Annotated in this window: 20 protein-coding genes; 6 read left to right on the top strand and 14 right to left on the bottom strand. The window is 43.6% G+C overall.

The annotated features are described in order from the left end of the window. Positions 1-12 precede the first annotated feature (12 nt). The 4 genes from JO154_RS07430 to JO154_RS07445 all read right to left on the bottom strand — a co-directional run bounded on the left by JO154_RS07430 (position 13) and on the right by JO154_RS07445 (position 7903). A complete protein-coding gene (locus JO154_RS07430; protein ID WP_291943289.1) occupies positions 13-3180 on the bottom strand; it encodes an efflux RND transporter permease subunit in 3168 nt (1055 codons plus the stop codon). 115 nt (positions 3181-3295) lie between these two features. Further along, positions 3296-4474: an efflux RND transporter periplasmic adaptor subunit gene (locus JO154_RS07435; RefSeq protein WP_291943291.1), complete on the bottom strand. Its 1179-nt coding sequence runs from the start codon at positions 4472-4474 to the stop codon at positions 3296-3298. A 407-nt stretch (positions 4475-4881) separates the two neighbouring features. Next, positions 4882-5766 (bottom strand): helix-turn-helix domain-containing protein, encoded by an 885-nt coding sequence (locus JO154_RS07440; protein WP_291943292.1) that lies wholly within the window; start codon positions 5764-5766, stop codon positions 4882-4884. Between the two features lie 25 nt (positions 5767-5791). Continuing rightward, positions 5792-7903 carry a MutS2/Smr-associated SH3 domain-containing protein gene (locus JO154_RS07445; RefSeq protein ID WP_291943295.1) on the bottom strand — a complete coding sequence of 704 codons (2112 nt, stop codon included), beginning with the start codon at positions 7901-7903 and terminating at the stop codon, positions 5792-5794. Between the two features lie 349 nt (positions 7904-8252). Between JO154_RS07445 and msrA the strand changes: the two genes are divergently transcribed. The 5 genes from msrA to ygiD all read left to right on the top strand — a co-directional run bounded on the left by msrA (position 8253) and on the right by ygiD (position 11318). Then, on the top strand, positions 8253-8813 hold the full coding sequence (gene msrA, locus JO154_RS07450) for a peptide-methionine (S)-S-oxide reductase MsrA (RefSeq protein WP_366935579.1): 561 nt from the start codon (positions 8253-8255) through the stop codon (positions 8811-8813). A gap of 78 nt (positions 8814-8891) precedes the next feature. Further along, entirely contained in the window at positions 8892-9326 is a 435-nt protein-coding gene (locus tag JO154_RS07455) for a hypothetical protein (RefSeq protein WP_291943298.1), read from the top strand. A gap of 56 nt (positions 9327-9382) precedes the next feature. Next, on the top strand, positions 9383-9793 hold the full coding sequence (locus JO154_RS07460; RefSeq protein WP_291943300.1) for an Rrf2 family transcriptional regulator: 411 nt from the start codon (positions 9383-9385) through the stop codon (positions 9791-9793). A 53-nt stretch (positions 9794-9846) separates the two neighbouring features. Next, entirely contained in the window at positions 9847-10491 is a 645-nt protein-coding gene (locus JO154_RS07465) for a DsbA family protein (protein WP_291943302.1), read from the top strand. A gap of 5 nt (positions 10492-10496) precedes the next feature. Continuing rightward, positions 10497-11318, top strand: coding sequence for a 4,5-DOPA dioxygenase extradiol (gene ygiD / locus JO154_RS07470; protein WP_291943304.1), 822 nt, complete (start codon positions 10497-10499; stop codon positions 11316-11318). On the opposite strand, the gene JO154_RS07475 is transcribed toward ygiD, so the two are convergent. The 4 genes from JO154_RS07475 to JO154_RS07490 form a co-directional block, all read right to left on the bottom strand. Then, positions 11319-12122 (bottom strand): FtsX-like permease family protein, encoded by an 804-nt coding sequence (locus tag JO154_RS07475; protein WP_291943306.1) that lies wholly within the window; start codon positions 12120-12122, stop codon positions 11319-11321. 27 nt (positions 12123-12149) lie between these two features. Next, positions 12150-16808 carry a DUF3320 domain-containing protein gene (locus tag JO154_RS07480; protein ID WP_291943308.1) on the bottom strand — a complete coding sequence of 1553 codons (4659 nt, stop codon included), beginning with the start codon at positions 16806-16808 and terminating at the stop codon, positions 12150-12152. A gap of 127 nt (positions 16809-16935) precedes the next feature. Then, positions 16936-17151 (bottom strand): hypothetical protein, encoded by a 216-nt coding sequence (locus JO154_RS07485; RefSeq protein WP_291943310.1) that lies wholly within the window; start codon positions 17149-17151, stop codon positions 16936-16938. A gap of 246 nt (positions 17152-17397) precedes the next feature. Continuing rightward, entirely contained in the window at positions 17398-17931 is a 534-nt protein-coding gene (locus tag JO154_RS07490; protein WP_291943311.1) for a hypothetical protein, read from the bottom strand. A 247-nt stretch (positions 17932-18178) separates the two neighbouring features. Here JO154_RS07490 and JO154_RS07495 point away from each other — a divergent pair, with 247 nt between their 5' ends. Next, the gene (locus JO154_RS07495; protein ID WP_291943312.1) at positions 18179-18712 is read left to right on the top strand and encodes a hypothetical protein; all 534 of its coding nucleotides are present in this window, start codon (positions 18179-18181) and stop codon (positions 18710-18712) included. Between the two features lie 13 nt (positions 18713-18725). On the opposite strand, the gene JO154_RS07500 is transcribed toward JO154_RS07495, so the two are convergent. The 6 genes from JO154_RS07500 to JO154_RS07525 all read right to left on the bottom strand — a co-directional run bounded on the left by JO154_RS07500 (position 18726) and on the right by JO154_RS07525 (position 21840). After that, positions 18726-19247: a GNAT family N-acetyltransferase gene (locus JO154_RS07500; RefSeq protein WP_291943314.1), complete on the bottom strand. Its 522-nt coding sequence runs from the start codon at positions 19245-19247 to the stop codon at positions 18726-18728. Between the two features lie 137 nt (positions 19248-19384). After that, positions 19385-19750, bottom strand: coding sequence for a hypothetical protein (locus JO154_RS07505; RefSeq protein WP_291943316.1), 366 nt, complete (start codon positions 19748-19750; stop codon positions 19385-19387). 33 nt (positions 19751-19783) lie between these two features. After that, positions 19784-20053, bottom strand: coding sequence for a hypothetical protein (locus JO154_RS07510; protein ID WP_291943318.1), 270 nt, complete (start codon positions 20051-20053; stop codon positions 19784-19786). Between the two features lie 222 nt (positions 20054-20275). Beyond that, the gene (locus JO154_RS07515; RefSeq protein WP_291943320.1) at positions 20276-20680 is read right to left on the bottom strand and encodes a DUF433 domain-containing protein; all 405 of its coding nucleotides are present in this window, start codon (positions 20678-20680) and stop codon (positions 20276-20278) included. A gap of 165 nt (positions 20681-20845) precedes the next feature. Continuing rightward, positions 20846-21124 (bottom strand): hypothetical protein, encoded by a 279-nt coding sequence (locus tag JO154_RS07520; RefSeq protein ID WP_291943322.1) that lies wholly within the window; start codon positions 21122-21124, stop codon positions 20846-20848. A gap of 95 nt (positions 21125-21219) precedes the next feature. Then, entirely contained in the window at positions 21220-21840 is a 621-nt protein-coding gene (locus JO154_RS07525) for a hypothetical protein (protein ID WP_291943323.1), read from the bottom strand. Between the last annotated feature and the right edge of the window lie 6 nt (positions 21841-21846).

Here is a 21846-nt window from a genome sequence, read left to right on the forward strand (position 1 = left end):
AATGAATGTCGATTAATGTACCAGCTCTGCTTCTTCTTCCTCTACTACTACTGGCTTCTTACGGCCCACTTTCTCTTGCAGATATTGGAAAATCACGTATAACACAGGAACCACAAATACGCCTAATACTACCCCTGTCAACATACCGCCGGCAGCACCCGTACTAATAGACCTGTTACCCAACGCAGAGGAACCTGTTGCTGTCATCAGCGGCAACAATCCCGCAATAAATGCGAAGGAGGTCATCAGGATAGGACGTAAACGCAGCGTGGCTGCTCGTATAGCCGAGGCTACCAGGCCCATGCCACTTCTCCGTCGTTGTACGGCGTATTCCACAATCAGGATCGCATTCTTCGACAACAATCCCATCAACATAATCAAACCTACCTGTACATAGATATTGTTATCAATGCCAAACATATTGATGAAGACAAATACCCCGAAAATACCCAGTGGAATAGAGAGTACCACCGCCAATGGCAGGATATAACTTTCGTATTGCGCTGCCAACAAGAAGTAAACGAAGATCAGACACAACACAAAGATGATGGTGGTCTGGTTACCAGCACTGATCTCTTCTTTGGACATACCCACCCATTCGTAAGCATAGCCTCTTGGCAGGTATTTTTCCGCCACTTCCTGTACTGCTTTAATAGCATCACCACTACTGTAGCCAGGTTTAGTCTGACCATTGATGGTTACGGCATTAAAGAGGTTATTACGGGTAACTGTTTCAGGTCCGTATACACGTTTCAGTGATACTACTGTATTGATAGGCACCATCTGACCGCTCTGGTTCTTCACATACACGCCATTCAGTGAAGATGGTTCTTTACGAAGATCCGCGTCTGCCTGCACAATCACCCGGTAATATTTACCAAATCGGTTGAAGTCGGACGCAAACATACTACCATAGTATACCTGGAGTGTCTGCAGAATTTCCGATACAGAAATACCCAGTTGTTTGGCTTTTTTGTCGTCTATTTCCACTTCATATTGTGGATGGCCTGTATTGAAGGTGGTGAAGGCAAACGCTATTTCCTTGCGTTTCATCAGCTCACCAATAAATCCATATGCAGTATTAGCCAGTTTATCCAACTGACCGTTGCTGCGGTCCTGCAGAATCATTTCGAAACCGGCCATGTTACTGAAACCTGGTACGGTTGGGAAATTAAACACGAATACACTTGCCTCTGGAATACCAAACAACTGCTGCTGCATTGTTGCCATGAGGGCATTCATATCTTTTATCTTACCACGCTCCTTATATGGTTTAAATTTCACGAAACCTACGCCAGAAGAAGAGCTCGCAGAGTTTGTCATGATGTTCAAGCCAGATATACTGAGATAAATATGCGCAGCTTCCATGTTCTTCATGATCTTCTCCACTTTGTCTACCACCTGACGGGTACGTTCCAGGGAAGAACCTGGAGGCATGGTCACGGCATATACCGCAAAGCCCTGGTCCTCTGTAGGAATAAATCCAGTCGGTGTTTTACGCATCATAAAGACGGTAACTGCACCGATAATCACCAAACCAGCTACTGTTATCCATTTGTGCTTAATCAGGAATTGTAAACTGCGACCATATTTGTTGGTCATGGCAGTGAAACCAGTATTGAAAGCGCTGAAGAAACGTTTGCTGAAACTTTTTGGCGCTGCTTTCTCACGAGCATCATGACCACTGTGATTGTTTTTCAAAATCAGGGCACAAAGCGCAGGGCTTAATGTCAATGCGTTCAATGCAGAAATCAAAATGGCGATAGCCAGCGTAAAGGCAAACTGACGATAGAATACCCCTACAGGTCCCTGCATAAAGCCTACAGGCACAAACACCGCCGACATCACCAATGTAATGGAGATGATCGCTCCGGAGATCTCCTGCATGGAAGTAATAGTGGCCGAGCGCGGATCTTTCCCCTTTTCCATCTTCGCATGGACGGCCTCCACCACTACAATGGCGTCATCCACCACGATACCAATCGCCAGAATCAAGGCGAACAGCGTCAACAGGTTGATAGAGAATCCAAATAACTGCATAAAGAAGAACGTACCAATAATCGCTACCGGCACTGCAATAGCCGGAATCAAAGTGGAACGGAAATCCTGCAGGAAGATGAACACCACAATAAATACAAGTATGAATGCCTCTATCAGCGTATGTTTCACCTGATCGATAGACTCATCCAGGTATTCTTTTGTGCTATAGATATTGAAAGTTTCCAAACCGGTTGGGAAAGAAATCTTCGCTTTTGCCATCAGCTTGTTGATATTCTCCTGAATCTCATTCGCATTTGAACCAGCGGTCTGGTAGATGGCAATCCCGATACCATACTTATTATTCACGCGGGTATCTGTGCCATAGCTGAAGGAGCCAAACTCCACTTTTGCCACATCTTTCAGACGGATCACAGAACCATCCGGATTCGCACGCAGAACGATCTCCTCATACTGCTCGTTTTTATTCAGCTTTCCTTTGTATTTAATCACATATTCAAAAGACTCCTTACTACCTTCTCCGAAGCGACCAGGAGCTGCTTCCAGGTTCTGATCACGGATAGCTCCTAGCACTTCCTGTGGCGCCATGTTATAGGCGGCAAGGCGCTCTGGTTTCAGCCATATACGCATGGAGTAATCCTTGGCACCAAATACCATGGCCTGCCCCACACCCGTAACACGCTGCATCTCAGGAACGATATTGATCTTGGCGTAGTTCTGGAGGAAGGTTTCATTATACTCTTCCTTATCACTCACCAGGTTCACCACCATGATCATACTATTCTGCTGCTTCTGCGTACTTACACCTGCCTGCACTACCTCTGCTGGCAGCAGTGGAGTAGCTTTCGCAACACGGTTTTGTACGTTTACAGCTGCTTTATCAGGATCAGTACCTAGTTTAAAGTAAATAGTGAGGTTCATGGAACCGTCATTATTGGAGGTGGAAGTCATGTAAGTCATGTTTTCCACACCATTAACGGATTCCTCAATAGGCGTTGCCACTGAACGAGCTACCACCTCTGCGTTCGCTCCTGGATAGGAAGCAGTCACGACTACGCTAGGCGGCGCAATATCAGGGAACTGTGTCATCGGCAACTGAAAAATGGAAATCAGCCCCAGTAACACCAGTATGATAGATATAACGGTGGCTAATACCGGCCGTTCTATAAATTTTCTGAACATTTTGCAATAGAATTTAAGTGCCATCCATTCAGATGGCGGAAAATGATGTAATTACGGTAATGACTATACGAAGAAATAACCACGGATATCCATTACCGTTATAACATATTATTGATTAGAGCGGCTTAACTTTCAGCAGACTGTCGAGCGACATCATCTGCGGAGCCACTACTGTTCCATCATGCAGGCGATCCAGACCCGTGTAAACGATACGTTGACCAGCTTTCACACCTTTATCCACGAAGTAGTAGTTACCGCTTTTGCCTGACACCGTAATAGGCACACCTGTTACTTTATTACTGTCGGCCACTAGGAACACCATTACTTTATCCTGGATCTCGAAAGTAGCTTCTGTTGGTACCAGTACTGCCTGTTCAAACTGTTCAGGGATCCTGATTTTACCAGTATTACCGCTACGCAATAGTCCAGATGCATTCGGGAAAGAAGCCCTGAAACTTACGGCGCCCATGGTTTTATCAAACTGGCCTTCCATTGTTTCAATTTTTCCTTTCTGTGGATAGATGGAATTATCCGCCAGTTGCAAGTCTACTTGTGGCAGATGTTTCACTTTATCGGCAATGGTAGCACCTTCTGTATTGTTCTTGAATTTTAAGAAGTCGGGCTCACTCATAGAGAAGTAAGCATATACTTCAGAAACATCAGATAGAACTGTGAGTGGCTGTGGTTCCGCACGGCCTACAAGGGCGCCTGTTTTATATGGAATCCTGCCAATATAACCACTTACTGGAGCGGAAATGAGGGTATAACCAGTGTTAATACGGGCATTACCTACCATTGCCTGCGCCTGTGCCACAGCGGCTTTGGCGGCAGCGTAGTTCGACTGTGCCGTTTTCAACTGCACATCAGATACTACATTATTTTTTACCAATGGGGAGATGCGATCTACTTCCACCTGCGCTTTTTCCAAGTTAGCTTGGGCTGCCTGCAAAGTGGCACTGGCATTGCTAAGCTGTTCATTATACGGCCTGTCATTTATTTTAAATAACGGCTGACCAGCTTTTACATAAGCCCCTTCATCTACGAATATTTTCTCCAGAATGCCATCCACTTGCGCGCGGATTTCTACGTTTACACGCCCTTCGATGGCGGCATTGTATTCCCGGTAAGTAGTAGCAGGTACATTGCTCAACTGAAGTACCGGTAGTGGTGCAGCGTGGTTCTCTGCGCCAGGAGTGGCCTGTGAAGTACCACAGCCATACATGGCAGAAAGAACTATTGCACTATAGAGTATGCCTGTCGGCAGGTTTGCAAAAATTGATTTCAATGGTTTCATACGTTGTTGTTGTTTTTAGTGATACTGCATAGAATCCCCTGTGCGAAGACAATACAACTCATCTCGCTTCGCAGCAATAATTCAGTGACAGCATTCGGGCGTGAGGATACAGGGCCATATTGTATGGCAGCGCGCTAAGTACTTGCATAACGATTACGGGCGGGTGTTATGCAGCCAAAGATGTTCACCTGGCACACGTATAACTATACAGCAATGTTATACGCACAAGTGCGACAATATGTAACTCCTGTAAAAAAATAATTAAAGCATTTCAGCAAATGTGCGGCTATTCGCTTACAATTTCCATGGCTTTCAATTTTAGAATGACGTACGGGCAGCGTCATTGATTAAATTCACGATGCAAAAATAGAAAATTCTATTTACGAAGGATTTAAATTATTGCGGGTTTAATTGTACTTTTCACGGCTTTCTCGTTGAAATACGGCCGGGGTCTGTCCGGTATGCTTCTTAAAAAACCGATTAAAATAAGCATCATCTTCAAAACTTAAGTGCGATGCAATCTGCTTTACAGAGTGCTCTCCCCAATACAGCAGCCGTTTTGCCTCAAGTATACGCTTCTCATCTATAACAAACTTCGCATTTCTACCCATCAGGGCCTTTACCGTATCATTCAGATGGCCTGGGGTGACATATAACATTTCGGCATAATCCGACACCTGCGATTTTTCATGATAATGCTGATCCACCAGCACTTTAAATTGCCGCGCCATATTATATTGAGAGCTCTCTACACGTAACCATATATTATCACGGGTAACTGGCTCGGATATACGACCGCAGGCAATTATAAAGGCATTGAGCAGGTTACGGAGAACCTCCTCCCGGCGGATGCGGTTACTCTCATACTCCCGCTCTATCAGCAAAGCATAAGAGAGTAACTCATCCAACTGGTCATTATTTAAGGGTATGACTCCGGAATTAAAAATACAACGCCAGCAACTTACCACTCCCTGTAATTCAGACACCAAGAAGTGATCTGTAAAATATATACTGATCATCTCACAATCATCTGCCATCTCATGCAGATGTACCTGGTCAGGCTCCAACAGCATAACGGCCGGCGCCTGCACCTCGTGCTGGCGGAAATCGACCGACTGATGAATACTCCCTTTCACTACAATATCAATACTATATCCTGTATGCCGATGCGGAATGGCAAAATCTTTCACCATAGGCTCACTGCCTTTCATTCTCGTAATCAGGAACGGAAAACCGTCTGTGCAGTCTTCCAGTCGATATACAGGTATGGGTGATTTGCTTGCTACTTCCATCTGGGTCAATTTTAAACGTCAATTACTATTCGTTTACTTTTTCCTGGACTACCACCAAGTCGCTGAGCTTCACATTGATAGGTACTTTTCCTAACTGTACAATGGCCCGCTTGTCACGGATTTCAATCAGTTTACCTACCTGGCGATTGCTCATAATCTTCACCTGGTCGCCTATTTGGGCTGCGCCGCCCACTTCCTGGAATTTGTCGTTCACTTTTTTATCGAGCTTCTCATTTACTTGCTTTTCTCTGCGACGGAACAGCAGGATTTCTGCCTGCTTCATTACTTTCTCCCGCTCATCGTTTTTCTCGGCACGTTTCCATTCTACAACGATTTGCTTGAGTTTACGCTCCATATCCTTCAGATATTGCAGGTCGTCTTCCTTAATCTTATTCTGCAATTTCAAGAAAGTAATCTGCTGATGTTTGCGCTCTTTATCAGCCAGCTCTTCATATTCTTTCTTCAGGCGCTCATTCTCCTTCACGAGTTTCTGGAGATCTTTCTCCTTCGTTTCCACTTTCTGGAGATCTTGCTCTGCCTTGTTCAACAGCTTATCCAACTGGAAATGTCCTTCATCCACCAATTTCTTGGCACGGGCAATCAGCGATGGATGCAGACCTATACGCTGGGCTATAGAGAAGGTATAGGAAGACCCAGGCTTACCGATCATCAGTTTGTACATCGGCAAAAGGGTTTGTTCATCGAAGCCCATTGCCCCGTTGATAATCCCTTTCACCTTATTAGCCATGACTTTCAGGTTCAGATAGTGGGTGGTAACAATACCAAAGGCGTGTTTCTTCGCCAGTTCTTCCATAATCACCTCTGCAAAGGCTCCTCCCAAATTAGGGTCGGAACCACTTCCCAGCTCATCTATGAAGAATAAGGTCTTACCATTGGCATTCTCCATGAAGTACTTCATATTTTTCAGATGAGAAGAGTAAGTACTCAGCTCAAACTCCAGGGACTGCGTATCCCCGATATGAATCATCAATTGTTTGAAAATGCCCAGTTGAGAGCTTGGGTGCACTGGCACCAGCAGGCCCGCCTGTAACATCAGTTGGATGAGACCTACTGTTTTCAAAGTCACCGTCTTACCACCTGCGTTCGGTCCACTGATCACTAGTATATGGTTATCCTTGTCCAGCGTAATGTTCACCGGGATAGTCGGCTTATTGTTCTTGCGGTTATATAATAACAGCAAAGGATGATATGCCTTTTCCAAGTGCACCTGCGCATGCGGTACAAGCATCGGGTAGTTTCCATCCATATCAAGGGCCAGTTTGGCTTTGGCACGGATAAAATCGTATATGCCCAATACGTCGTGGTAGGTGTTGAGCAGACCACTATATTGACTAAGCTGACTGGTCAACTGACGCAGGATACGGTACACTTCCCGGCTTTCCTCTCTTTCAAGCGACTGAATATCATTGTTCAATTCGATGGTTTCATCCGGTTCCAGGAAGGTTGTCTTACCTGTATCAGATTCTCCATGAATGATACCTTTCACCATACGCTTGTTTTCCGCGTAGATGGCCACTACCCTACGACCGTTCAGAAACGCTTCTTCCTGGTCTGCCAGGTAATTGAGCTTCTGCAATTTCTGCAGGATTCTCTCAAATACCTTACGTAGTTCCATCCGCTTACGATAAAGATTCATGCGGATTTTAGACAGTTCAGGACTGGCATTGTCCTTTACCTGACCCACTTCATCCAGCACTTCATCAATTAAAGCGGTGATTTTCTTTTCATAATAAGTGTCTTTAATGACTTCATGCAAAGCAGGATACTGCTCTTTACGGTCGTCACCAAAGAAACGGGTGATGCTATGCATGCTTTCCGCTAGTTTGCGAAGCTGCATCGCCTGATCACCTGCTAAAACAGCACCCTGTATGGCTAATAGCCTCAGTTCAGTTTTAAGATTCAGGACAAAATCATTTGGAAAATGTTCCTGCAGGAGGGTTAGCTGTTTATATTCATGGGCCTGTTGGAGGGCCGTTCTTACATAATCTATGTGGGTATGCAGACGGAGTTCTGCAGCCATTTGCTTACCAAGCTCCGTTTTACAGTGCTCGCCAAGAAGCTCCTGTACTTTATCAAATTCCAACTGCATCACCGCAGATTCAGGAAAATATTTCAATTTCTCTTCTGTGTTTAATAATAATCCTGGCCACCCACCGCACGTGCTGCTAAACGTTTGGTTATGGCCGCTAATTTCATTTACAATTCTCTGTTTGCTAAGGTTAAAACGCTGCTGCTGGGCAAAAAAGAATGTTAAAGTTACTTAACTTGTTGCTCTGTTGTATCATTTTACACGTAAATAATATTTAGACGGTGTAAATTTTGGGAAGAATTCAGGTCTAACAACTAGTTGGGCTATACCAATGATAAAACTGATCCTTATGCGAAAATACTCAATATTTATTTTCCTAATAACATTAGCGCTGTATGCTTGCGCCCAAAATAAAAAAGAAAAAGTTCCAAGAAATATGGATGTGAATACGCACAACAGCAATTATCAGACGGCAACCTTCGGTGGTGGCTGCTTCTGGTGTACAGAAGCGCAATTCCAATACCTAGACGGAGTAGTAAAAGTAGAATCCGGATATTCCGGCGGCACCGTTCCCAATCCAACCTATGAAGAAGTTTGCGAAGGAAATACCGGCCATGCGGAAGTTATCCAGGTTACCTACGATACCACAAAAGTTAGCTATGATGAACTACTCCAGGCATTCTATACCGCCCACGACCCTACCCAACTCAATCGCCAGGGTAATGACGTTGGTACGCAATACCGTTCTGTAATTTTTTACCACAACGAACAGCAGAAAGAAAAAGCGGAATATTACAAAAAGAAACTGCAGGAATCCGGCGCTTATGAACATCCAATTGTGACAGAAATCGCTCCTTTTAAGACGTTTTATAAGGCGGAAGACTATCACCAGAACTATTATAATCAGAATCGTTCGCAACCTTACTGTCATTTTATCATCCAACCAAAACTGGAAAAATTTAAGAAGGTTTTCAAGGACCATCTTAAAAAGCAATAAACATTTCGGGAGTTAATCCCGAAATGTTTTGTTATCTTCCGTCAGTTATAAAAACTGATACTCCATTAAATTCCATTAATGAGCACTGTACAAGACCTTGCCTCAACCTGCCCATATTGTGGCAGCCATGATGTCATTCGCACTGTACCTGAACAAAATGCCTCCGATGTAATCATAGTGTGCATTCACTGCCACAGAGCTGTCCTGCCCGGTTCCCCCTCCCCCAGAACACAGGTCCAGGCCAAAAAGGCCATTACCGACCAGGTAGTAGATCTCTGTCTGAATCATGGCCTCATCCATGGCGTTAGATTTTACTACACGGAAATGAATAAACTTGGCGGCCCCGAAGTCAACCTCCTCCAGGCTAAACAGGATGTGGATACCCTCCTGGCCTCAAGAGGACTGACCCATGCCATCAAAAAACCGAGTAAAAATGGCTGTGTGGTCGTACTAATCGTACTATTGCTCATTGTGGCCTCCGTCGTCTATTTCTTCCTCAGCCATCACGGTTAATTTTTCTTTTAAAGGACTTTATTGTACCTTTGTACTGTAACAACATAAATTACAGAATGAATAACGGCAGATTTCCCATCTCTTTACATATTCTGACCCTGATGGCCAGGGCAGAAGGGGAATTGCTGTCTTCAGAACATATCGCCGGCAGTATCAACATCAATCCTGTACTGGTGCGCAAGGAAATCAGTAACCTCCGTAATCATGGCCTGATTGAAAGTAAAGAAGGCAAGAACGGCGGCGCTACCCTCGCCAAACCAGCCGCTAATATCCTCCTGTCAGATATCTACCAGGCCGTTAAGCAGTCTTCCCTGCTTGGCAATAGCCGCAATACCCCCAACCCCGACTGCGAGGTGGGCAAACAGATAAATCTACACCTGGATAACCTCTATAGCGAGGTTGAAGGCGCATTAATACGTAAATTACAACTTGTAACCCTGGCTGACTTCAGCCAACAGTTCGGTTAAAATTTTTTCAACGAAACTGTAATATTAAAACTTACACTTCTAAATAACGATTTATGAAATTGATTTATGTAATGGACCCCTATTGTGGTTGGTGCTATGGCACCAGTGAACAGGTAGAGAAACTAGCGGCCCACTACGGCGATCAAATGCAATTGGAAGTATTGCCTGCCGGCATGTGGGCAGGCGCCAACGCAAGACCGCAAAACAGCCATCTGGCTAGATATATTCAATCACACGACCTTCAAGTGGCCAGTAGAACAGGCGCCAAATTCACAGACGCTTATTTCCGCACCCTCCAAGATGCTTCCCGTATCCTCGATAGCGAAATACCTTCCAGGGCCATCGTAACAGTCAACGAAAAATGGCCCCATCTGCTGCTGACATTCACACATGCCATCCAGCACGCCCGCTTTGTAGAAGCAAAAGATCTCAGCAATAATGATACTTATATTGCGATCGCTGAATCACTGGGAATTCCCGCGGATCAGTTCCTACAATATTTTCACAGCGATGCAATGCGTCTCCAAACATTACGGACCTTTGAGAAAGCTGCGACCTACGCTCATAGCTACCCTTCCATCCTAATGGTGAAAGGGACCAAACTCATTCCCATTGAACAGGGATATGAAATAGCGGAAACCATTATTCGTAAAATCAATCAACGCTTCAATGAAGCTTACGATATCAATCTGAATTAACGTTTATGCAACTGAACGAACTTAAAAATATCAGCGACAACTTCCCAGGTACGGATCTAATGCCTGTCATGTTCATCGGTCATGGAAATCCAATGAACGGGATCAGTGATAACGCGTTCACACGCGCGCTCGGCAATATGGGTAAATCGCTTCCACATAAACCAACGGCCATTCTCGTGATTTCAGCGCACTGGCTGACAAAAGGTACCCATGTGCTAGTGGCACCACAACCTAAAACCATTCACGATTTTGGTGGATTTCCACAGGCATTGTACCAAGTGCAATACCCTGCCCCTGGCGCTCCTGAACTGGCAATAGAAACCGGAAAATTGATTACTAGTACCACTGTGGTGGAAGATGATCATTGGGGCCTGGATCATGGCGCATGGACAGTATTGAAACATATGTACCCCGAAGCGGATATTCCTGTTTATCAGTTGAGCATCGACTATCTACAATCACCGGAATATCATTATAAATTGTCGAGCGAATTAAAAGCGCTACGCAAAAAAGGGGTGCTGATTATGGGAAGTGGAAATATCGTCCATAACCTGTACCAGGTCGTTTTTTCTCAACATGCCAAACCCTTCGACTGGGCCATCTCCTTTGATGAAACGGTAAAGAAAAAATTATCTGCCCATCAGTTTGAGGATCTGATAAAATATCACACACTAGGCCAGGAAGCGATGTTATCGATCCCTACGAATGACCATTATCTCCCTATGATATACACCTTAGGACTCATCGATCAAAAGGAAGATATCAAATTCACCTACGAAGAAATTCAAAACGCCAGCATCAGCATGCGCTGCTTCCAAAGCGTCTGATTAATCCGGCGATCTAAGACTCTGTGCCGGATTCGCCAACGCGGATCGGATGGCATGATAACTCACCGTAAGCAATGCGATAATAGTCACCATTGCTGCGGTGAGTACAAATACACCAGGACCGGCATCAATGTGATAAGCAAACTGCATTAACCACTTATCCATATACCACCAGGCCAGTGGAACAGCCACCAACACTGCTGCTACAAGCAGCTTTAGAAAGTCGAGCGACAGTAGTCTCACGATACCCCAAACAGACGCTCCCAACACTTTCCTCACTCCTATCTCCTTCTTCCGCTGAGCAGCCGTAAATGCCAGCGGCGCTATCTTATGTTGCATGGAGTAAATATGAAAATCATTTACAACGCCAACGACTACACGCGAAACCTTCGTGCCTTTATTATCAATATTAAACTCCACCCGCTTACCAAGCGGATCTTTCCAGTTTAATTTCTTTACCAGCGTTTCATTGATCAACACACCATTATAGCGATCTCCTTCCCCTTGTACACTGAAATTACGCCCCTGCAAGACTTTCAGCTCCATTGTTTTCACAAAGTCCTCGTCTACAAAGAAGTTCTGCGCCATCATCGATGCACTCGGCATCTTGACATCCACCTCAAAATAAAATCCATTGGTACCGATATCATTCCCGCCAATAGGATTGCTGGCTGCAGACACTCCTTGAATAAGACGATTTTGCAATAACTGCTGCTTCATCGCTGCAACATGATTACGACTCTCCACAGAAGGCAAATGGAAGGTTAACACCTGGTCCCTGTTAAAGCCCATATTCGCATGCATGACATAGTCCAGTTGCCGATAATGTGATTACACCTTCAGGTATTCTCCTTCGAGCTGTACTACATTTTTCTCCACGTTCGCATCAATTGCTTTCAGAATTTCTGTTTTCATTTCTTCGGTCACCCGACTGAAACCGAACATACGGGCAATGAAAGGCACAGCCGCTTCCGGCTGTATGGCCACTGCGTCTTTCACTACTTTCTCTAATGCTACCCCCATTTCTTCCACCGCAATGTAATTTACTTTCCTTGCGGCAGAAGGCAGTTCACTACGATCTCGAACCGCCGGCGAAGGTAGATCTGAATGCCAGAGAAACTGTCCTTTTATTTTGATGCGTTTACCGGCATCCGCATGACGTACAGCATGTCGCAATACTTCCCGGATACGTGGCCCTACACGCGTAACGCCTGCAGCTTCCACCATACGACGCGCCAGTTCATCAAAATGTACCGGACTTTCCACCTCTACTACCTGTTGTATCCAACTACACAATTGCCCCATGGATGCTTGATGCAATTCCTGCTCACGGATATCATCTGGTAATACGGCTGTTTTATATAACAGGGCTTCCTCTTTAGGCGTTTCCACGGTGGTGCGCTCCATTTCCAGGTCTTCCTGAACAATAGCGACTTCTTTATCAACTGCTGCTTGATAGGTTTTGGCAGACTCGATGGCCTCCACCAGCCGTTCCAACTCTGCGGCCGGATGATGGAACCAATCAGTACTCCAGATCCGATGGATATGCCAGCCCATCGCTTCCAGGACTTGCTGCCTAAGTCTGTCGCGGTCCCTGGCGGAACGGGCTGAATGATAAGCAGCACCATCGCACTCTATGCCTATGAGGTACCTACCTGGATATTCAGGATCTACTACAGCAAGATCAATATAAAATCCTTTGGCCCCTACCTGTTTCCGTACCTGATATCCTTTTGCAGTAAGCATGGCAGCTACATTTTCTTCGAAAGGACTATCTGCTGGCATGCCAGTTTCTGTGGTATGATTCAATCTGCCATGCTGTGCATAGTAGAGGAAATTCTTCAGGGCATGGATACCATAACTTTTTGTTCTGTTGATATCAATATCGTCCGAGGTAATATTGGTAAATACTTCACAACGCGTTTTAGCACGCGTGATCAATACATTGAGTCGTCTTTCACCACCGTCGTTGTTGAGTGGCCCGAAAGACATAGCCACATATCCTTCCTCCGTACGCCCGTAACCGATAGAGATATAAATTACTTCTCTTTCATCCCCTTGTACGTTTTCCAGGTTCTTCACAAAAAATGGTTCATCCGCATGGCCTGTGAAGAAGCTCTCCAGTTCAGGATGTTGCTTACGTCTCGTTTCCAGGGCATTACTGATGGCCTCCCGCTGCGAAGTACTGAAGGCGACCACCCCCAAACTCTGATGTGGAAAATTTTTCGCATGCGCGATAACGGCATCGGCTACACGTTCTGCTTCCAGTGGATTGGTACGAGTTTTTCCGCGATCGTAGGAAGTATCGGGGAGATGATGAAACACAAGCCCGGCTTGTTCCTTTGTACCAGGACTAGGGAATATTACCAGCTTGTTATCATAAAATTCGTGATTAGACAATGTAATCAAGGATTCATGACGGCTCCGGTAGTGCCAGCGCAGCATGCGTTGTGGCGCTCCCTGGGCATCACAAAGGCCAAGAATACTTTGCATATCGGCTGTCACGTTATCTTCATCATCGGATTCACTATTCAGCGAATCAAAGAAGCTGGTCGGTGGTAATTGTTTGTTGTCTCCCACTACTACCAACTGACGTCCGCGCATTATAGCACCGAGTGCGTCTACAGGTCTTACCTGGCTGGCCTCATCGAATATCACCAAATCAAATTCCAAGGACTCTGGCGGCAGGAAATTCGCAATAGACATAGGGCTCATCATGAATACCGGCTTGATGGCCTGAATAGCCCAACCCGCAGCCTGCATCAATTTGCGCACCGGCATATGTCGGGCTTTCTTATTGAACTCCGTTTTCAGGATGTTCATTTGTCCGCCTGCTTCTGTTTTAGGCATCTGTTCCCAATGCTGCAATGCCACACGGACGCGGTTATACTGTAAGTTCAGTGTATCAAGTCGTTGGAACTGTCTTACTAGTTCTTCATGACTGGAGCGGTTAAACTTCCGCAGTTCAGGATGCAGTCTAACTGCTTCTTCGATCAGGTATTCATACCAACTTTTCAGCAGTGCTGTTTTCAACCATGCACTGGCATCTGGCCACGACAGCGAGGTGGTTACCAGGCATTCCAGGTTATCCTGGTGAGCAGTAGTGGCAATATTATTCCAAGCAATTGTATAGGTAATAGTAGGCAGATGTGATAGCCATTCCTGCAAGGTTTGCTGCTGGCCGGCAAAGGAGTCCAACTGCAATGGAGACGCAGGAATACGTTGCTGTTCATCCATCTGGAGCGTATCCAAGGTGGTACGCAGTTTATCTGCCACAACAGTTATCTGCTGACGGATATTATTTTTTTCCTGCGCGGCTCGGAGGGGATCTACTTGTCTTTGTAAACAGTCTATCACCGCAACTGAAAGGGTTCCTTGTTGAATGCGCTGATGCACATCCGTTAGGTAATCGGTCGCTTTATGTAACAGTTCCCAATTGGTGTGGAGTTTTTCCCATCGTGTACCAAAGAGGTTTTCCACCAATGTGGTATGTTCTCTCAACACCGCGTCCTGTCTTCTGCAAGACATGATATCATCCACATATTGAAGGCGGACTGCATTATCTTCCGGCAGCCCCTGCAGGCAGAGAGCGGCCAGTTGTTGTTTACTGCGGCGATAACTGCCGATGAGAAATTTATACCATTTCGATCCGTGTGCCAACAGATTCTGACGTACCTGTAGCAGATCCTGGTCCCAAGCTTCTGGAATAAGGATGCCCTGGTATTGTTGGCGTAAGGAAGCTGCTTGTTGGCCAGCCTCCAGGATTTCCTGGATTTGATGTCCTTGATTGGTCCATGCAGGATGGGCTGCATTGATAGCACGGATATCAGGTTGCGCCGCTATTACTTCGCAAATATGCGCCAGGTTTTCCGCCGACGATATTTGGTGAGGAACAGGCAACTGTAACCATTCCGCCACGTTAGCGGATAATTGCTCTAGTTGCTTTACTGTAGCCAATGTTTCCTCCAGCAGTCCTTTCACTTTTTCCTGTTCATGTGGGAGCAAACTAGTGAGGCGCGAACCTCTGAAAGGCGCGGTGGACGGCATGCCAATCATGCGCAGGCATGCTTGCATACGTTCGGCCAATGCGGTTGCTTGATTGGCACGAACCGCATTCCAGGTATTTATATCGGGAACGGATATACGTGGTAGAGGAACATTCGCTGCTTCCTTGCGGAGTTGCAGCAGATATCCGATAATTTGTTGTGGCGTGTGGCCACTATCCTGTATAGGCGTATTAATGGCGATACAGTAGTCGTTTAGTTCCTCACGGGTGTTGTCCAACATGGTGAGTTCCTCTTGCAGTTTGGCCACATTGGGTTTGCCCAAGTCCATTACCCGACGTAATTCCTGATGGAGCACTTTCTTATTAGCCTTGTGACTGTGGAGTTCAAGACAGGCTTCACCGAGGTGGATATTATCCAGTCGGCGTTTCACCACTTCGAGCGCCGCGAGTTTTTCTGCTACAAACAGGACTTTTTTGCCTCTGCCAATAGCATCTGCGATGATATTGGTGATTGTCTGTGATTTCCCAGTACCTGGAGGGCCTTGAATAACAAGGTTTCTACCTTGTTGTACGGCCAGCATGGCCATGATCTGGGAGCTGTCGGCATCCACCACTTGGAAGAGTTCAGCCGCATTAGTGTCCTTATCGATGAAAGCATTCTCTGGAATCTCTGGGGAATTCTGTTGAAATCCGCCACCGAAGAGACTGGAGATTACGGGATGGTCTTCTGGTTTTTGTCCACCGGGCCAGTTATTGCTATCCAGATCATTAAAGATCATGAATTTACCGAAGGAGAAGAAACCCAATTCGATAGCGTCGGGGATTACTTCCCATCGGGTGAATCCGTGGATAGCTGTAGCTACACTTTTAAAATATTCGTTGATATCGACATCCTCTGCATCCGGGAATTCCGGGATATGGATACCGAATTCCGATTTCATTTTAGCTTGTAGGGAGATGTTTTCTCCTACTTCTTCCAAGGTGTATCTGAGTCGGAACCGATCACCTACGTTGCTACGATCCAGTGATACCGGAACGAGGATGAGTGGTGCCAGTCGGGGTTCCTGACTGGATTCATTCTCAAACCACTGCAACATGCCTAGAGAAATATAGAGGATGTTCACCCCTTGTTCTTCCATGCTGGTGCGGGCAGCGTAGTAGGTATTCAGCAATTTATGCTGAAGTGTGATATTATTTTCGTTGGTCTGCAATTTGGTATCCGTGTAACCTTTTTCCAGGGCTTCCGGAGAAGGTGCGGGAGATGGCAGGTCCTGAGGACTGGCAGTCTCTCCAACGGCTCTACCGGCGAATGTCATGGCTTTATTTTCGCGTACCAGCAGGTTATATATAGCGGCAGATTGTTCCTGCACAATGTGCAGGCCTTTGCCGGTGGGTAACTTATAGTTGAGCAGGGGATTTCTGAGGCCGAGGTCCAGCAGTTCTTTGCGGGAGGCTTCCAACCTGCTTAAAATGGATCCGATCATAACAGCAGTGAGAAACTGTAAAAATATGGTTTATTTCCTAAAACGGGGAAGAGTATACGTGCAGTATGTGGAAGTCCATAAAATAAATAAGGCAGCGAGGTTTCGCTGCCTGGTGATCGTGTGAATATTAAGCCGGATCTGGCACTTCCCAGAGGGGGTAGGTGATGCCTAGCCATACGCAGAGCATAATTGGCGGGCGTTTCAGATAAAGTTGTTTCTCTTCCTCTGTCAGTCCAGGATTCTCCAGAATATAATTCTTACTTCTCGGATTTTTTGGATCCGTTATAGCTGCTGCTTTACGTTGCTTTCGTTTAATATACCATTTCACAAATCTGCGATACATAAAGAAATAATTTATTGTTAATAAAAATGGATGTTGATTAGAATGGAATTAAATCAGTCTTGTAATTTCTTCTTCAAGGACTTCCCACATTGGATAATCTATGCCCAACCATATGCAATGCATCATAGGTGGATTCAGAAATGAGTTTTTTACTCCTCGGATTAAACAGGTTATCCATTTGGGCAATTTTCATTTGCTGTCTTTTGATATACCATTTAACGAATCTGCGATACATAATTTACTCTTCTACCTATTAAAAAAATGTAAACAAATACAAGTAACAAATAACAATACAGCCACCGCCGTCAAAAATAAATCAGCAATATAGCATCTTCGCTTCCAATGCATTTGCAAATAAGTTTCATTTGCCAGCCGCTCCAATTCAAAAATATAAGCCTTGATCAACTGGCGATCTATAACATCCGACAATGCAATTTGAGCTTTTGGAACTGCGTCTTCTAAGGATTTCTTCAATACGATTGAATAATCAGAAGGTTTAGTGATAGCAAATTCATCTTCAGGAAATAAAAGTAAAAATGTAAGTACTACAGAGCCCAAATAAAATAATGCAAATACTGTGAATAAAAATAATAATAGCTTATTAGTAGGCCCAACATCTATCACATCTTTACATACTGGTAGTAGAAAAGCTGATATCGCCGAGTAAATCACAATCATCACGGTGAACTTACTACTGAACTGTTGACTGGCAGCTAAATATTCTGCACATCTCTTTTCATTTACCTCTATGAGGTAGTCGTTACTGTAAAATGATTTCATAATTTGGGTTAATTTATTTACGATCAAATGTAGGGGGATACAAGCAAGATCATGCTGTTCATTTCTGTTCATTTTCAATGATCTGTTCATTATCATTCACGATGATTCGCGTTGTCAGCATGATAATGAACAGATCAAAATAAAAAGTAGATTTTCATTTTCGTATATACAATCACGTTTGTTATTAATAAGTATCTTCGTTGGAAATGAAAAGTTTTTTCCAAAAAAAAATAAACAGCTAGTAACAATGAAATCTGAAACATACTTTCATGAGGATGACTATAACCAAGTGGAAATAGTTCCTGAACAAAATTTTGCTAGTGCCCAAAGGCAGATGGATAGTTTTCCTCCACAGGAAGAAGGAGTAATGGGATTCAGTAGCATCGTTGTCAGGGACGAGACACCCATAAACATCAGCGAATTAAAAATCGATGCAGCTCTACTCAATAATTACCTTACCTCACACAGCACGCAAGTATTCGACGTTGTTAAAACAGGGTACGGCAGTTATGTGGAAATAGTGAATAATGCGGTAGCTTATGGGTTTGATAAACTAGCAATAGTAGTTGAATCAACGGATAGTATTGTTAAAAATTTATTTTTGATAGATTATTACCCTCCCAAAGAAAAAATCTGTCAACCTATATTGCCTGTATTACATGACCTAGGCACTAAGCATTCCCTCATATTGGTCGATTGGAATGCATGGAACATTATCCGATTAAATGATATAGCAGCAGTTAATAATTACCTCGAAGAGGTATTTGATCGGGAGGAGTAGATTAGTGAGTAAATTAGATTCCTGACAATTTCCCCAATTCTTTCTCATACAAATTATTTAATCCATGGGGCATTCGCTTCTCTCCCACGTGCTGGAATCCCTGGCTTTCATAGTAATTACAAAGCCATTTATTGGCTGCATCACAATCCAGGCGAAAAAGATGAATACCTTGCTGTATTAGACCATCCGCTATATAGTTCAGCATCGCAGTGCCCAAATTCGCTCCTGCAAATTGTTTTCTGACTACCAGTGAATGAACATATCCGGCTTTTTCAGTTTGTTCTCCCCAATATAGTTGATCATTGTAAGAGAGACGATACATTCCCATCACTTCACTGGCATCGTTTTCCACAAAGAAAAATTCCTGATTATTTAACCCCTCTTCAATCCAGGCGATATTTTCCGGCTTTGGTTGTAACCAGACATGCCATTGCTCCAGCCCTTTCTGCTGAAGGGCAGTTGCGGCTTCTTTCAACAATTGAAGGACTAGTGAAAGTTCATCTGCATGTACTTTACGGATATAAAACGGATACATTATCAAATAATTATTGTTTAGGGAGACGACAACTGCACTGACTGATTTAGTTCATTGTAGCTCGGCAAATGTATACTTTTTAGCAAAAGGACTAAATGGACTGCTCCTTTGAGATCTAGGTCATTATTTCTTTCCTATCATAATTTTTCAATTCTGAACTCCTCGTTATCTGTAGGAATCTGAGACACTTTGCCCTGATTGCCATTTTTATCGATTAAAATCCAGGCAAATGGATTAATATCTTCATCACTAATAATAATATCAACATTCCAGTATTTAGTGCAAAAGATAGCCAGGGCTAAATAATCAATATAAATTTTAGTATATATATGTAAATCAATACTGACATCGCCTTCCATTAAAACACATTCCAATAACACATCCTTATTAGATGGTGTTGCATTGTCAACCCAATCGATGGAATAAGCACCATCAAAATAGGTATTTACACCTTCCCATATTGCTGCTTTATTAATATGGTTTTTAATGAAAAAGCTATACATCACAGTTTAATTGATTAATTAATTGGTATCTTATTAATTCGAATCATACTTCAACTTATAGTATTTTACCAAAACTTTAATCACAGCATTTTTTAGGGAAGAATCATCCATTCGAATATGAGTATTATCCAAAGATGGAATGGTGACAACTACCGTATAATGGCTACTTTCTCTTAGCCCATCGAACTTAATAAGACCTATATCCCCATTGTCTTTAATCACTTCAAAACAATTCATTAACGCTTCTAATGTTACCATTTCAATTGGTTTATCAATGATTTCTCTCAAAATTTCTTTCATCATCCTTTTTTTATTATTTTAGAATAGCAGTGGTAGTTTCAGGTTATTGAGTCAGGGAATCTGATATGGGGTTCGATTCCCATCAGCTCCACAACATTCAGATTGGATTCCTGTTCTGGAAACGTAGGCCCACTGATTAAGAGTCGGATGACCGTGCGAAAGAGGAGATTCGAACCCTCCCCCCCAGGTGGGAGTTGAACGCACACTGTATACCCTCTTTATAATTTATAAAAGCAACTTCTTTTCAATCTGCCATCCAATGCGGCCAAACTCTTCATCATCTAGTTCTTGCAATGAACCAAGGAAAATTATGGTTCCATCATTAGAATATGAAATATTATCTTTTTCATAGAAATCCAGACTAGCAGGCTTCCATCCATCATTAATACTCCGTAATATACATCCATCACAATATTTATCGAAAGTATGATTGAAGATCTGACACTGTCTATGTTTACAATAGGATAATGCCGCCTTTAATTCCAGCAATGACAACTCAAATTCAGTAAGAAAATGTTGGATCACGTTGCTGGAATACGCATAAGAAACAACAGTATAAACAGTTAGACGCGTACCTTTAATAACTGGTTGACCAAATCCAACAAATTCGTTTCGCTCTATACAGCTCATATTTTTACGAATAGATTAAACATTTTAATCTCAGCTCTAATGACCAGACTATACCCACTCGAAGACCTTAAGTTTCCCTACCCTCCTATCCCCTGTCTTTCGAATTCATATATCAATATAGAATACGCATAAATTAGGTAACAGAATATAGCCTCTTTTAACAAATCAACGATCAACAATATCCACTGCCATACCTACAGATAAGTAGGTATAGATATCTTGGAATTTAGCAATATCAAAGTCTATTATATTTCTTTCGAATAGAGTCTCACGGTATTGGGGATGATTTATTAAATTTCTTTTTGCCCCAACAGCCACTATCTTAAAGGACTTATCATTAGTTAATATATGCATCCCTGAACGTAGGAACATGCCATCTTCAAATTCAGCAATCAAAATTATCCTGTTGGTTAATTCAAAAATTTCAAGAATTTCAGCTTTCATGCTAAATGATTTTTTCTCTCCCGTAAGTTTTTACTCGCGCGCTTTTGCCAATGAAGGCTGCAGTGGAATTGTTAGACCCCATAGTAAACGGCCACTTAGAATTTAAACATTTCCAGTTTAGCAGGGAAATCATCAAATAATTTACTGCCGACGAATGTAAAGTATCCATATTGCGGAGACCATTTATACTTATCAATCTGAATTTTAGATTCCTCCTCGTTCATAGCATCTGAACAGTATGCATAAATATATTCATCCTTTTGAATTATGACAATGTGATTCTTAATGACCAATTCATCATAAACGTCATCCGGCGCTTTAAAAACTACAGGCTCCACTGCATTATCCACCATTCTCATGGCTATCAGATGTGAAATCCCACCACGAAAAGCATCATCTACCAGCACCAGCATTACAGGTTTCTTATCGTGATTATAGTCTACTATTGCCAGGCTGTCAATTCCGCGCCCATCGACATGTAATGGATGGATGCTAGAGCCAGGTATTTTGATTGTTTCCATACCCCAGCGTATACATACATTTTCCTCCGCAATATCAGATTCCACCTGATTTGCTGGCATTGTAATGATTTCAGGGCTGCCCGGTGCAGCATGCCAATCTGTATTTGTTGACTTCACCGTTTGTTTCATACCAGTTGACGGAGCTGAGCAGGCGAAAATAAAGAGTAAGGGAAGAGATAAAAGGAATTTAGGCATAAGGAT

Origin of the sequence: Chitinophaga sp., from assembly GCF_019236475.1 — a bacterium.
In the GTDB taxonomy this organism is placed as follows: Bacteria; Bacteroidota; Bacteroidia; order Chitinophagales; family Chitinophagaceae; genus Chitinophaga.